The sequence below is a fragment of the Methylobacterium sp. Leaf91 genome (assembly GCF_001422815.1).
Lineage (GTDB): Bacteria > Pseudomonadota > Alphaproteobacteria > Rhizobiales > Beijerinckiaceae > Methylobacterium.
On the sequence record NZ_LMMP01000001.1, the window covers coordinates 37,592 to 50,130 of the forward strand.

A 12,539-nucleotide genomic window follows, 5' to 3' on the forward strand; every position below is an offset into this window, starting at 1 on the left:
AGAGGCAATCACCCCAATCAATCAAGAGTAAGCTTGAATATTGGAAAGACTATAAAATGCGAGCAGCGGAAATATTCCGCAGTCTTGATTTGGAAATATTCGAATTCGCGAGCCATAGCTGCCCATCAGCGGTAGCACGGGAGAGCGCCAAGCTGCTCCACTTCCGGTTCCTTGTATCCGCATCCAGCGCCAGCGATGGCCGTGACGGCCCATGCCGTCAGCCGGTCCTTCCCCCATAGGCCGGAATCCATGCGCAGCCTCGGCCCTCATCGTTTCCCGGACGATAGATTTCGGTAAAGCACGTGCCGATCAGGATCGGGAAGTCCGAGTGTCGGAGACCGAAGAGTGCAAAGGTCGATGGGCCGAGCCGAGAAGGCTCCGGCAAAGACATTTCCCGATTTTCTCTGGAATCGCGACGGAGATGCTGTCGTCAGGATCGGGCACGAACTCGTCACGAGGGCCGGATTCGCCGTCTCGGCAACGCCACATTGGCTCTGCCCGAGGCGACGGCCGCCCGGAGCCTCGGCCATTTCACGCAGGCGAATATTGGGCTCGCTCCAATTGAAAGCTGGCCGGTGAGCGCGGTTTTGCCGAGGACGAGCGTCTCCAGGCTGTGTGCGTGGCCGCACATCGATGTCGGAGGGGGCTGACTACCTCATGGTCAACCCCACTTCGATCCTGGCAACCTGTTTGTGACCGTTCTCGCGAAGAATGGATCGCATCGGTGCGCCGAAAGGCACCGGGTCTCAGGCGGATCGGGCAATCGGTAGTCGAACCATGAGTATGACGCACACGCCCTCGACCGAAGACGGCCTCTCCCTACGCTTCTGGGGCGTCCGCGGTTCCACGCCCGTTAGCGGGCCGGATTATGTCGAGTTCGGCGGCAACACCCCGTGCCTGGAGATCCGCTGCGGCTCGCGCCTGTTCATCGTCGATGCCGGCTCGGGCCTGAATGCCTGCGGGCTGCATCACCGCGAGGAGATGCCGAAAGAGATCGACCTCCTGTTGAGCCATCTGCATCTCGACCACACGGCGGGTCTGCCGTTCTTCAAGCCGGTCATCTTCAACCCGGAACGGACGATCAACACCTATTGCGGCAATCTCGACGGAGCGAGCGCGAAGGAGACCCTGGACCGCCTGTTCTCGCCGCCACTCTTCCCGGTGACCTTGGACATCCTTCCCTGCACCCTTGCCCATCACGGCTTCAAGGCCGGCGAGGCGCTCGATTTCCCCGATGGGTCGCGTGTGGACACGATCCTCCTCAACCACCCGCAAGGATCGGTGGGGTACCGCTTCGACCATGGCGGAAAACGCCTCTGCATCATCAGCGACATCGAGCATTCCGACCCGTGGCCGGACGAGTCCCTGCGCCGGTTCGTGGAAGGCTCGGACCTCCTCGTCTACGACGGCATGTTCACCGAGTCGGAATATCCGCGCTGCTGCGGCTGGGGTCATTCCACATGGCAGAAGGGCGTCGAACTGGCGAAGGCCGCCGGTGCCAAGGCGCTCGCGATCATCCATCTCCATCCCGCCCATAGCGACGCCATGCTGCGTGCCGTGGAAGCCGAGATGCAGTCCGAAATGCCGACGGCGTTCGTCGCGCGCGAGCGGCAGATCGTCCATGTGGGCGAGGTGATGGTGGAGAAGGATTCCAAAAGCCCTCTCTTGTCGCTGATCAAGACAGCCTGACGGATCAGGCCGCCGTCCCGAGCACCGGATCCCGTTCCCTGGGGACAGCCGAGACTGCTACGGTCAGGCCGCCTCCGCCCGGCCGAGACGGCTGTTGCGTCGGCTCCAGGCGAAGTAGATCACAAGTCCTACCGCGAGCCAGGCAATCAGTCGCAGCCAGGTCTGGCCGTCGAGGGACACCATCATGGCGAGGCAGCTGACGATGCCGAGGATTGGCACCAGCGGCACCAGCGGCGTCCGGTAGTCCCGTCGCGCATCGGGCTGAGTCCGGCGCAGGATGATGACTCCCGCACAGACCAGGATGAAGGCGAGCAGGGTGCCGATGCTGGTCATGTGGCCGAGCTGGCTGATCGGCAGGAAGCCGCCCAGAGCACTCGTGAACACCATGAAGAACAGGTTCGAGCGATAGGGCGTCTTCCAGGTCGGATGAATCTTGGAAAAGAAGCCCGGCAGCAGCCGGTCCTGGCTCATGGAGTAGAACACCCGGCTCTGGCCCAGCAGCAGAACCAGGATCACGGTGGAGAAGCCGGCGATGACGCCGAGCGTCACGAGGCTTTTCAGCCACGGGAACGGTGTCTGGGCGATCGCCGTGTTCACAGGCGCAGCATCGCCCTTCATGGCGTCGTAATGCACGAGGCCGGTGAGCACACCGGCGAAGGCGATGTAGATCACCGTGCAGATGGCCAGCGAGCCGAGGATGCCGATCATCATGTTGCGCTGGGGGTTCTTGGCCTCCTGCGCCGCCGTCGAGACCGCATCGAACCCGATATAGGCAAAGAACACCACGCCGGCGCCGCGCATGATGCCGCTCCAACCGTACTCGCCGAAGGTCCCGGTATTCTCGGGAATGAACGGCACGTAGTTCTGCGCCTTGATGTAGAACAGGCCGACGCCCACCACGACCGCCACCACCGCGAGCTTGATCGCCACGACGACGGCGTTGACCCGGGCGGATTCGCGGATGCCGATCATCAGCAGGGCCGAGACGGCGACGATGATGAGGATGGCCGGCAGGTTGACGATGCCATGCGCCGTCACCCCGTCGACCGTGTAGGTCTCAAAGGGGGAATTGACGAGGCTGGGCGGCAGGTTGATGCCGAGGGTGTCACGCAGGAACCGGGTGACGTAGCTCGACCAGCTCACCGAGACGGTGGCCGCGCCGACAGCGTATTCGAGCACGAGGTCCCAGCCGATGATCCAGGCCACGAACTCGCCCATCGTGGCATAGGCGTAGGTATAGGCCGAACCCGCCACGGGGATCATGCCCGCGAGCTCGCTGTAGCACATGCCGGCGAAGGCGCAGGCGATCGACGCGATGGCGAAGGAGATCACTACGGCGGGACCGGCATGCTCGGCCGCCGCGATCCCGGTGAGGGAGAACAGGCCGGCTCCGATCACCGCGCCGATGCCGAGGGCGACGAGGCTCCAGGGACCGAGGGTGCGCTCGAGCTTGTGCTCCCCCCCTTCGGCATCGGCATTCAGTCGCTCGAGGGATTTCGTCCGGGTGAGATCGCCAGCGAGGCCTGATGCCATGGATCGATGCCCTTCATGGTTGGAGCGCGGAAGTCCGGCGGCCAGCGCATCGCGACCATGCAGCTTTCTCGCCAGGGGCTAAACCTTGGCCATTCAACAGAGTTCCGGCAAAATGACGCGCCCTCGCGGGGGACGGAGACCATGTGCGGCCGGAGGCCCCGCGCCCCGGACCTCATCGCGGCGCGTAGCTCGCCGCGGCCGCGAGAGACCCATCCACCAGATCCTTGAGAATCGCTCCGGCGCCAGCGGCGATATCCGGCCCGGCAGTCTCGGGCGTGCCGGCGGAGAAGGGCGGTTCCGGCGCATATTCGGCGACAAGCTGGCTCGTCCTCGCAGCATCGTCGCCGTGCAGAAGGGCCGCCAGGACGAGAGCGAAGTCGAGGCCGGCGGAAATACCCGCCGCCGTGATCCGGTTGCGATCGACCACCACGCGCCGGTTCACCGGAATGGCGCCGAGGCGCGGCAGCACGGTCTCGCGCACGCACCAGTGCGAGGTAGCGCGGTAGCCGTCGAGCAGTCCCGCCGCGCCGAGGATGAGCGAACCGGTGCAGACGCTGGTGACCCAGGACGCTCGTGCCGCCCGGTCGCGCAGGAAGGCGAGGGTCGCCTCCTCGCGCATCTGGCCGGGGGTCGCGTCGCCGCCGGGCACGAAGAGTACGTCGATCTCGCCCGGACAGGTCTCGAAGGACGTATCGGCCACCATTGTCAGGCCCGTATCGCTGGGGATCGGGCCTGTCTGGCGAGCCACGAGGTGGAGCCGGCCGCCGGCCAGACCCGCCAGGATCGCCTGCGGCCCGACGAGGTCGAGAGCCGTCATGCCGGGAAACATCAGCATCGCAATGCTGACGGGTGGCCTGCCACGAGCCGACGCGCGAACCGCATCGCCCGGCCCGGCCAGGACGGCCGCCGTGAGACTCGCCGTGAAGGCGCGACGATGCATGGACGATCCCTTTCGCGATGGCAGAGAGACAGGTGAGACAATGGCCGGATATGGGGCGCAAGCAGAGGCGGCCCTCCTTCCTCGATATCGGGAAGATGTCGCCGCCGCCGATGCCATCCGCCGCATGTGGACGCGAACGGTGCAGGTCGCCATTTGCGTGGCTTGGCGGGGTGCGTGACCGGGTATGATGCGCTACAACCCGAGACACGCTACGGCCTCGCCGTCGATGTCAGGCGGACCGATCCGATACGGCCGGCCCGAACCGGACGATTTCCTGCCCAACGACCAGAATACGACGAGCCATGACACGCGACGTCCTTGAAACCAGCGACGACCTCCTGAGCGACACGAACGACGATGGGCGGCCGGGCCTGACCGCGACCATCCGCTCACATCTCGGCGACCAGCTCCGCACCGTCTACGACCGCCTTGGCGCGGACGAGCCGGCAACGCGCTTCGCCGAACTCATCGAGAAGCTGGAAGCCGCCCTGAAAGCTCGCGGCGAGCAGGTGGAGCCCGAGTTCCGCAACGGTCTGCTCGCGGCGGTGCCGTCGCTGCGGGCCTTCGCGCTGTCGCTCACCAGCAATCCGGCCCGCTCGGACGATCTGGTGCAGGACACCCTGCTCAAGGGCTGGCAGCATCGCGCACGGTTCCAGCCGGGCACGAACCTGAATGCCTGGCTCTTCACGATCCTGCGCAACATCTTCTACTCGGACCACCGCAAGCGCGTGCGCGAGGTGGAAGACCAGGACGGCTCCTACGCGGCGCGTCTCGCGACGGCACCGCACCAGGGCGACCGCCTCGATGTCGAGGATCTGCAGACGGCGCTCGCCAAGCTTCCGCCCGATCAGCGCGAGGCCCTCGTCCTCGTGGGCGCCGAGGGTGTGTCCTACGAAGAGGCCGCCACGATCATGGGCTGCAAGGTCGGCACGGTGAAAAGCCGCGTCAGCCGTGCCCGCGGGCGGCTCGCCGAATTGCTCGGCTACGACGAAGAAGACCTCAGCTCGGACCGGCTGATCCAGTCGGCCATGCCGAAGGACGCCTGACTCCGCCCGGTGGGCGGTCGGGATCGGCTCCCCACCATGCTCACCGGGCTACCCGTTCCGCGACGCCTTGCGGACGGGGAATATCGTTCTCCCATCGGGGGCATGATCGGGACATTCCGGCAAAATCGATTTTCGAGGCATCCCTTTCCCGAGATGGGGCGTTACTGCCCCGAACCCCGCTGAGCGTCACCGTTCGCGGGTCATCGGATACGGAGATCTCGATCATGAACATCAAGACCCTTCTCGCCGCTTCGGCGATCGCTCTGTCCCTCCCCCTCGCCGCCCAGGCCCAGGGCCTCGTGCGCGGCGCTGAGCGTGGCGCCCAGGAAGGTGCCGATGCAGCTGGTCCCGTAGGTGCCATCGTCGGTGGTGCCGTCGGCGCTGCGACCGGAACCGTCGGTGGCATCCTCGGTGTCGACGACCGTCCCCGCTTCCGCCAGTACGTCACCCGCGAGCGTCACAGCTCCTACAATTACGACGGCGACGTCCGCGTCGGCGCGACCCTGCCCGGCACCGGCGTGACCTATTACGACGTGCCGTCCGAGTACAATGCCCGCGGCGCGCGCTACACCATCGTCAACGACCGTCCGGTCCTGGTGGATCGCAGCCGCCGCATCGTCGAAGTCATCGACTAATCATCGTCGATCGCAGCTGACCATTCGGCAAGAGCCCCCGGTGCCACGGCACCGGGGGCTTTTTCGTGGATCGGAAGATCGTCGGGGTTCGCGCGAGAAATACCAGAAATACCGGCGCTGGATCGGGTACCATCAACATTTGTGAGTCGAGGCACGCAACACTCTCCGCCCCGGCTGGTTATTGCTCTTGATTGAGGAGAGACCCGATATGGCGAACGATCCGATCTTCCGCATTGATAAATCGCCCCCCGGTCAGGCCGGCGGCGCGGATGTCGATCCGGCCTTGCCCGAGCCGGTGCGGGATCATCTCGGCCAGCAGCTGCGCTCCGTCTTCACCACGCAGGACGATGCGCCGAAATTCCTCGGCGATCCGGCTGTGCCGGAAGAGTTCGAGCCGCAATTGCGCCGTCTCGAGATCCGTCTGAAGACCCATGAGGAAGGCACCGGGGCGGTGGAGCAGGCCCTGGATGGCCTCCTCGACGACCTGAAGGTACCGCCCGCGACGACGATCTGATCTCAGACCTTGGGTCTGGCCGCGAGGATATCGCGGATCTCGCCCAGCAGCTTCACGTCCGCCGGGGTTTCGGGAACAGGCTTCGCCTCCTCCTGGGACTGGAGCTTGTTCATCGCCCGGATGACGAGAAATAGCACGAAGGCGACGATCATGAAGTTGAGCGCCACCGTGATGAACTGGCCGTAGCCGATCACTGCGCCCTGTTTCTTGGCGTCCGCGTAGGCCGCCCCCTTCTGCACGCTCGACGAGAGCGCGATGTAGTAGTTCGAGAAGTCGAGCCCGCCCGTGATCGCGCCGATGATCGGCATGAACACGTCTTGGACGGCGGAGGTGACAATGGAGCCGAAAGCGGCGCCGATGATCACGCCCACCGCCAGATCGACGACGTTGCCGCGCAACGCGAATTTCTTGAATTCTTCCAGCACCGTCGCCTCCAAAACTTGCGCCGCCCGCATTCCCGCCGGGACGTTAGGCGAGGCGATCAGGTTTCGACAGGCGCCGTACCGATCTGTCCACGGTCGGTTGCGTCGAGGCGCTCCTCGTGTTTCGCCCGGCGCCGATACTGCGCCGCCCCGATCGGCAGGGTGATGAGGTAGCCGGCCGCCATCACCACCATGGCCTCGAACGGGTAGCTGATGAAGAGGCCGAAGGCCGCGACCACCACGAGGAAGATCGGCAGCACCCATTCGCGGGGAACGCGCTTGCCCATGGTCTTGCCGGAGAAGGTCGGCACGGTGGAGACCACCAGGAGCGCGATGCAGAGGGTGTAGCCGAGCACCACCGGCGCGGCCCAACGCTCGATCGGCAGGCCGAGGAAGTGGAGATAGAGCGGCAGCAGCGCCGTCAGGGCCCCGGCCGGCGCCGGCATGCCGACGAAGAAGTCCTTCTTCCAGGCGGGCCGGTTGGGATCGTCGAGCATCGCGTTGAAGCGGGCGAGACGCAGGGCCATGGCGATGGCGAAGATCAGGGCGACGATCCAGCCCAGCGAGCGCAGCTCCTTCAGGGCAAAGCCGTAGAGGATGAGCGCCGGCGCGCAGCCGAAATTGACGAAATCGGCGAGGGAATCGAGCTCGGCCCCGAAACGCGACGTCCCCTTGAGCATGCGGGCGACGCGCCCGTCGATCCCGTCGAGGAAGGCGGCCGCGACGATGGCGATCACGGCCGGTTCGAACTTGCCCTCGAATGCCAGTCGGATCGCGGTCAGCCCGAGGCACACCGCCATCAGGGTGATCATGTTGGGCGCGATCATCCGGAAAGGCACCGCCTTGAAGCGGCGCGGCTTCGGCTCGTTGGCATCCGGCTCGAAGGGCGGAAAGAGATCGTCCATGACGCGCCTTTTCAGAAAGACGGGCGAACGGGCCTCAAGGGCACCGTCCGCGAAGGATCGCGACCCCGCCAGGGCGGGGCCGGGCGGGATCAGATACGGCGGAAGCTGCGCTCGGGGCCGCCGCCGAGATCGGCGAGAACGGTCTCGCCCGCCACCGCCTTCTGGCCGAGGCCGACCAGCACCCGAGTCCCCACCGGCAGGTAGACGTCGACGCGGGAGCCGAAGCGGATGAGGCCGAAGCGCTCGCCCACGTTCAAGGTATCGTTCGCCTGCACCCAGCCGACGATGCGACGGGCCACCAATCCGGCGATCTGCACGACGCCGACGCGCAGGGGGCTGCCGCGATGCGTGGTCTCGATGACGAGGCCGTTACGCTCGTTGTCGTCGCTGGCCTTGTCGAGTTCCGCATTGAGGAACAGGCCGGGCGTGTAGACGATCTGGCCGATCTTGCCGGTGACGGGAACGCGGTTCACGTGGCAATCGAACACGTTCATGAAGACCGAGATCCGGGTCATCGGCTCCTGCGGCAGGTCGAGTTCGGGCGGCGGCAGCACGGTGGAGATCAGGTTCACCCGGCCGTCGGCCGGGGAAACCACCAGGCCGTCCGCCACCGGGGTCACCCGCTCGGGATCGCGGAAGAAATAGCAGACCCACAGGGTGAGGATCAGGAAGATCCAGCCGGCGAACTGGGCGAAATAGCCGAACAGCACGGTCAGCACGATGCCGATCAGGATGAAGGGGTAGCCCTCCTTGTGGATCGGCACGAGGGTTCTGCGGATCGTCTCAAGCAGATCGGACATGAAGATTCGGTACTCCTGCGGACCGAGGGAGCGGCCGCGCCCGCAATGCGGCCGGGTTGGCAGTCCCGACGGCCGGCGTCAACTCTCGGAGCGGATCGGCGGCGCCCGGACGGCCTGCCCGGTGCCGGGCCGGACCTTCGTGAAGACGGGCGAAGAATGGACGCGTCCTTGGGCGCGCGCGACCGCTCCGCCCCGGCATCCAGCTTGATGATGCCTTAAGCACAGCGGCGCTAGGCAGGAAGGGAATGAGGCGAAGAGCGAGGACCGGATGCTGGATCGGGCGCTGATGCATGTGCGAGCGGCGATCGCCCTGCGGGACTGTGCCGCGAGTGCTCCCTCGGACGTCGAACGCCGCCTCCTGATGAAGGTGGCCGCGATTCACGAGGCGCGGGCACGCAAGGTGCTCCACACGAAACAGAGCCAGGTCCGCCGTCGCTGAGGCGAAGCACGGGGCGAAATCCGTCCCGCCCCAGGGGATCAGGCACGCCCGGGGGGTGAAGCGGCCTCGAACCGGAGCGGCACGGCCCCCACGCGCCGGACGAGGGTGCGGGGCGCGAAGCGCCAGAGCCGCTCGGCTCCCGGGAAACTCGCGATCTCGGGAGTATCGAGGAGCACCTCCGCCCGCCCCGACATCTGCAGCAGGTCACCGCTGGTAAAGTCGATGAAGACGAGCCCGGCGCGAGGATTGGCGCGGATGTTTCCAAGTGTATTGAAGAATCGGTTGCCGGAATAATCCGGGACCGTCAGCACGTCGTCTTCGCCGATCCGGACGAAGCCTTGCGCACCGCCGCGATGCGAGACATCGACTTGGCGGTTCCCCTCCTCCCCGTCCGCATAGGTCGCGACGAAGAACGTATCGGCGCCTGCGATGAGCGCCCGGGCGCGGCCATCGAGGCCGTGGCCGATCTCCGGGGCAGCCGCGACGGGAACAAGTAAACGCTCAGGCTGCTGCCGGACCCGGATGTATTGCGGGCAATTGCCGAAGCTTTGCTGCACCCGGACATCGAATTCGTCGCCCTCCTCGCGCCGGACGATCCCGTTCAGGCGATTGCGGCGTCGCGTCGCCAGATCGATTCCGAGAAGACCGACCGCCGATCCGTCCGCCAGGCCAGCCTCGGCGGGATCGTATGGATCGGCGGCGCTCCGAACGCGCAGGCGGAAGGGGTCCGGCGCGTCGAGAAATCCCGGCTCGCCGGCCCGGATCGTCGCCCAGACCTCACCCTCCGGGTCCACAGCCCCCAGCACCACGAAAGGTAAGTGCCGGAAGAAGTCGCGATGCTGGTCGATCATCCGGTCGCGGATGACGCGGGGACCGATCTCGGCCATGCGCTCGGTGACGCCCGCATGATTCTGGATCGCGATCTCGCCCAGATGCCAGGGTGAGGTGGGGTGATGGACCGATGACATGGGAATCTCCCACTGAAAGGGTTTCGTGGCAGGGTGTGGTGTCAGGCCGCGCGCAGGCCGGCCGCCGTCGTCGGAAAGGGCACGAAGCCGGGTAGCGCCTCGATGCGGCCGAGCCAGGCTCGGATCTCGGCATAGGGGCCGAGATCGACATTTCCCTCGGGGGCTGCGGCGACGTAGCTGTAGAGGGCCACATCCGCGATGGTCGGATGGTCGGCGGCGATCCAGTCGCGACCGTCGAGTTCCGCCTCGATGCGGCCGAGGATTTGATGTGCACGGGCAATCACTTCGGCCGTGTCGAAGCGAGCGCCGAAGACGGTGATCAGCCGGGCAGCGGCGGGGCCGAAGGCGATGGGCCCGGCCGCGACCGAGAGCCAGCGCTGCACCCGCGCCGCCGCGAGGGCATCCTCGGGCAGCCAATCCGTGCGCCCGAGTGTCTTGGCCACGTAGACCAGGATGGCGTTGGAATCCGGAACCACCACGTCGCCGTCGACGAGCACCGGCACCTGTCCGAACGGGTTCAGGGCGAGGAATTCCGGCGTCTTGTGCGCGCCGGCGGCGAGGTCGACCTCGACGATCTCGCAATCCGCGCCCACCAGGGACAGGAACAGACGCGCCCGGTGCGCATGCCCGGACAGGGCCATGTGGAACAGCTTCATGATGGATCTCCGCGACGGCCGGACAAGGGCGCCGGCCACGGACACATCAGAGACCCTTGCGTGGAACGCGTGAACCGGCATTCTCCGCAATCGACTATTCCGGTTTTTGGAATAATCCGCGGGTGAGGAGGAAGCCGGCATGGACCGGTGGCAGGCGATGCGGGTCTTCGTGCGGGTGGCGGAGAGCGGGGGATTCGCCGCTGCGGCGCGCCAACTCAACATGAGCCCGCCCGCCGTGACCCGTGCGGTGGCGGCCTTGGAGAACCGGATCGGAGCCCGGCTGCTGACGCGGACCACGCGCTCGCTGATGCTCACCGAGGCGGGCGGACGCTATCTGGAGGATTGCCGCCGCATCCTCGCGGACATGGAAGAAGCGGAAGCACTCGCGGCCGGCGCCTATGCGACACCTTCCGGAACCTTGACGATCACCGCTCCGGTTCAGTTCGGGCGGCTTTATGTCTTGCCCGCCATTACGGATTTTCTTGCGCGTTACCCGGCCGTCAGCGTGCGCGCGCTGTTCCTCGACAGGGTGGTCAACCTGATCGAGGAGGGCGCCGATGTGGGAATCCGCATCGGTCATCTGGCCGATTCCGGGCTCGTCGCGGTCCGGGTCGGCACCGTCCGCAGGGTTCTCTGCGCCGCGCCGGACTATCTCGACCGGAACGGGACACCGCAATCGATGGGGGATTTGCACCGCCACGCGACCATCGGTTTGATGGGAACGCGACTGTCCTACGAGCGCCATTCCCCGGCCGAAGGGCCGACGCGTGGCGCCACGCAATCACGGTTGATCTGCAACACGATCGACGCGGTCCTGGCGGCCGCACTTGCGGGCCAGGGGATCGCGCCCCTGCTGTCCTATCAGGTGGCGCCATCGGTCGCCGAAGGCCGGCTCAGGCTGGTCCTCGACGATCCGGACGCGGTGCCGCTCCCGGTCCATATCGTGACCCTGGAGGGAAGGCGCGCGCCGGCCAAGGTGCGCGCCTTCATCGATCTGGCCGCGGCGAGGCTCCAGGCCGACCCGATGGTCAATCCCGATCGTGGCTGAGAGACGGGCGGACCATGTTTCCCACGCCCCCCGGAGCGCGGAGGCTCAGGAAACCGGGGGAAGGCGCATCTGCTTGCGGTAGCTCTTGTCGAACTGCTTGGCCGGCACGAAACGGCGCAGGAGGCTGGCCTGCCGCGCCATCGATCCGGCGGTGTAGCGCAGATGGGGCGCCGCCGCGGTGGCGGCTTTCACCACGACCTCGGCGACGATCTCGGGCGCGTCGGCCGTGGCCATGACCTCCCGCGTGAAACGCTCCCGGTCCGCGCGATCGGAATCGTAGAGGCTCAAGGGCGCATCGGGGGAGACCAGGTTCGCGTCGAAGGCCGTGCGCGTATAGGCGGGCTCGACCAGCACGACGCGGATGCCTTGGCCGCGAACCTCATGGTCCAGGGATTCCGAATAGCCCTCCAGCGCGTGCTTGCTGGCCGAATAGACAGCCATGTAGGGCGCCGGGACGAGCCCCAGGATGGAGCTGATGTTGACGATGCGGCCGCCCGCCTGCGCCCGCATCAGCGGCAGCACCGCCCGAATCGTGCGGATCACGCCGAACAGGTTGACGTCGAAGAGGGCTTGCGCCTGCTCGGCCGTGGATTCCTCCGCCGCGCCGCTGATGCCGAACCCGGCATTGTTGACCAGCAGATCGATCCGCCCGGTCTCGCCGTGGACCGTCCGCACCAGGGCCTCGACGGAGGCGTCGTCGGTCACGTCGCAGGCCAGCATCGTGACGTCCCCGTCCCGTCCCTGCGCGGGTCTGCGGCTCGTGCCGTAGACGCGGTAGCCCGCCGCTTTCAGGGCCTTGGCCGTTGCCAGTCCGATGCCGGATGCCGCTCCGGTGACGATGGCCGTCTTGATGTCCGTTTTGCCCACGACACTCTCCCACGATGCGCGCCCTCGGGGGACCGCTTCGGCTTATAGATTATGATGATAATCTATAATTGCAAGAG

The 12,539-nt window shown here is 66.3% G+C and carries 14 protein-coding genes; 6 read left to right on the plus strand and 8 right to left on the minus strand.

Annotated features, from left to right (window positions below; genetic code table 11):
• The first annotated feature begins 777 nt into the window (after positions 1-777).
• The gene (locus ASF32_RS00190; protein ID WP_056421952.1) at positions 778-1,689 is read left to right on the plus strand and encodes an MBL fold metallo-hydrolase; all 912 of its coding nucleotides are present in this window, start codon (positions 778-780) and stop codon (positions 1,687-1,689) included.
• Between the two features lie 63 nt (positions 1,690-1,752).
• On the opposite strand, the gene ASF32_RS00195 is transcribed toward ASF32_RS00190, so the two are convergent.
• Entirely contained in the window at positions 1,753-3,222 is a 1,470-nt protein-coding gene (locus ASF32_RS00195) for an amino acid permease (protein ID WP_056421954.1), read from the minus strand.
• A 172-nt stretch (positions 3,223-3,394) separates the two neighbouring features.
• Complete coding sequence (locus ASF32_RS00200; protein WP_082490340.1) at positions 3,395-4,162, minus strand: DJ-1/PfpI family protein; 768 nt, start codon at positions 4,160-4,162, stop codon at positions 3,395-3,397.
• Between the two features lie 302 nt (positions 4,163-4,464).
• Here ASF32_RS00200 and ASF32_RS00205 point away from each other — a divergent pair, with 302 nt between their 5' ends.
• From ASF32_RS00205 to ASF32_RS00215, 3 genes are all read left to right on the plus strand, one after another.
• On the plus strand, positions 4,465-5,208 hold the full coding sequence (locus ASF32_RS00205) for a sigma-70 family RNA polymerase sigma factor (RefSeq protein ID WP_056421955.1): 744 nt from the start codon (positions 4,465-4,467) through the stop codon (positions 5,206-5,208).
• A gap of 224 nt (positions 5,209-5,432) precedes the next feature.
• Positions 5,433-5,843 carry a DUF1236 domain-containing protein gene (locus tag ASF32_RS00210; protein WP_056421956.1) on the plus strand — a complete coding sequence of 137 codons (411 nt, stop codon included), beginning with the start codon at positions 5,433-5,435 and terminating at the stop codon, positions 5,841-5,843.
• Between the two features lie 208 nt (positions 5,844-6,051).
• Positions 6,052-6,357, plus strand: coding sequence for a hypothetical protein (locus ASF32_RS00215; RefSeq protein WP_244478209.1), 306 nt, complete (start codon positions 6,052-6,054; stop codon positions 6,355-6,357).
• A 2-nt stretch (positions 6,358-6,359) separates the two neighbouring features.
• Here ASF32_RS00215 and mscL read toward each other — a convergent pair whose 3' ends face one another.
• The 3 genes from mscL to ASF32_RS00230 all read right to left on the minus strand — a co-directional run bounded on the left by mscL (position 6,360) and on the right by ASF32_RS00230 (position 8,484).
• Entirely contained in the window at positions 6,360-6,782 is a 423-nt protein-coding gene (gene mscL, locus ASF32_RS00220; protein WP_056423204.1) for a large conductance mechanosensitive channel protein MscL, read from the minus strand.
• 56 nt (positions 6,783-6,838) lie between these two features.
• Positions 6,839-7,684 (minus strand): phosphatidylcholine/phosphatidylserine synthase, encoded by an 846-nt coding sequence (locus ASF32_RS00225; protein ID WP_056421958.1) that lies wholly within the window; start codon positions 7,682-7,684, stop codon positions 6,839-6,841.
• An 89-nt stretch (positions 7,685-7,773) separates the two neighbouring features.
• Positions 7,774-8,484, minus strand: coding sequence for a phosphatidylserine decarboxylase (locus ASF32_RS00230; RefSeq protein ID WP_018045459.1), 711 nt, complete (start codon positions 8,482-8,484; stop codon positions 7,774-7,776).
• A 268-nt stretch (positions 8,485-8,752) separates the two neighbouring features.
• Here ASF32_RS00230 and ASF32_RS25825 point away from each other — a divergent pair, with 268 nt between their 5' ends.
• Entirely contained in the window at positions 8,753-8,923 is a 171-nt protein-coding gene (locus ASF32_RS25825) for a hypothetical protein (RefSeq protein WP_200919005.1), read from the plus strand.
• A gap of 38 nt (positions 8,924-8,961) precedes the next feature.
• Here ASF32_RS25825 and ASF32_RS00235 read toward each other — a convergent pair whose 3' ends face one another.
• Entirely contained in the window at positions 8,962-9,891 is a 930-nt protein-coding gene (locus tag ASF32_RS00235; RefSeq protein WP_056421960.1) for a pyridoxamine 5'-phosphate oxidase family protein, read from the minus strand.
• A 41-nt stretch (positions 9,892-9,932) separates the two neighbouring features.
• On the minus strand, positions 9,933-10,547 hold the full coding sequence (locus ASF32_RS00240; RefSeq protein ID WP_056421962.1) for a glutathione S-transferase: 615 nt from the start codon (positions 10,545-10,547) through the stop codon (positions 9,933-9,935).
• A gap of 139 nt (positions 10,548-10,686) precedes the next feature.
• Here ASF32_RS00240 and ASF32_RS00245 point away from each other — a divergent pair, with 139 nt between their 5' ends.
• A complete protein-coding gene (locus ASF32_RS00245) occupies positions 10,687-11,595 on the plus strand; it encodes a LysR family transcriptional regulator (RefSeq protein WP_056421964.1) in 909 nt (302 codons plus the stop codon).
• 45 nt (positions 11,596-11,640) lie between these two features.
• Here the strand turns inward: ASF32_RS00245 and ASF32_RS00250 are convergent, their stop codons facing one another.
• Positions 11,641-12,462, minus strand: a complete 822-nt coding sequence (locus ASF32_RS00250; RefSeq protein WP_056421966.1) for an oxidoreductase — start codon at positions 12,460-12,462, stop codon at positions 11,641-11,643.
• Between the last annotated feature and the right edge of the window lie 77 nt (positions 12,463-12,539).

What these genes read in the sequence shown, in the direction of transcription:
- ASF32_RS00190 (WP_056421952.1), top strand. Translation starts at nt 778, where the DNA reads ATGAGTATGACGCACACGCCCTCGACCGAAGACGGCCTCTCCCTACGC.
- ASF32_RS00195 (WP_056421954.1), bottom strand. Translation starts at nt 3,222, where the DNA reads ATGGCATCAGGCCTCGCTGGCGATCTCACCCGGACGAAATCCCTCGAG.
- ASF32_RS00200 (WP_082490340.1), bottom strand. Translation starts at nt 4,162, where the DNA reads ATGCATCGTCGCGCCTTCACGGCGAGTCTCACGGCGGCCGTCCTGGCC.
- ASF32_RS00205 (WP_056421955.1), top strand. Translation starts at nt 4,465, where the DNA reads ATGACACGCGACGTCCTTGAAACCAGCGACGACCTCCTGAGCGACACG.
- ASF32_RS00210 (WP_056421956.1), top strand. Translation starts at nt 5,433, where the DNA reads ATGAACATCAAGACCCTTCTCGCCGCTTCGGCGATCGCTCTGTCCCTC.
- ASF32_RS00215 (WP_244478209.1), top strand. Translation starts at nt 6,052, where the DNA reads ATGGCGAACGATCCGATCTTCCGCATTGATAAATCGCCCCCCGGTCAG.
- ASF32_RS00225 (WP_056421958.1), bottom strand. Translation starts at nt 7,684, where the DNA reads ATGGACGATCTCTTTCCGCCCTTCGAGCCGGATGCCAACGAGCCGAAG.
- ASF32_RS00230 (WP_018045459.1), bottom strand. Translation starts at nt 8,484, where the DNA reads ATGTCCGATCTGCTTGAGACGATCCGCAGAACCCTCGTGCCGATCCAC.
- ASF32_RS25825 (WP_200919005.1), top strand. Translation starts at nt 8,753, where the DNA reads ATGCTGGATCGGGCGCTGATGCATGTGCGAGCGGCGATCGCCCTGCGG.
- ASF32_RS00235 (WP_056421960.1), bottom strand. Translation starts at nt 9,891, where the DNA reads ATGTCATCGGTCCATCACCCCACCTCACCCTGGCATCTGGGCGAGATC.
- ASF32_RS00240 (WP_056421962.1), bottom strand. Translation starts at nt 10,547, where the DNA reads ATGAAGCTGTTCCACATGGCCCTGTCCGGGCATGCGCACCGGGCGCGT.
- ASF32_RS00245 (WP_056421964.1), top strand. Translation starts at nt 10,687, where the DNA reads ATGGACCGGTGGCAGGCGATGCGGGTCTTCGTGCGGGTGGCGGAGAGC.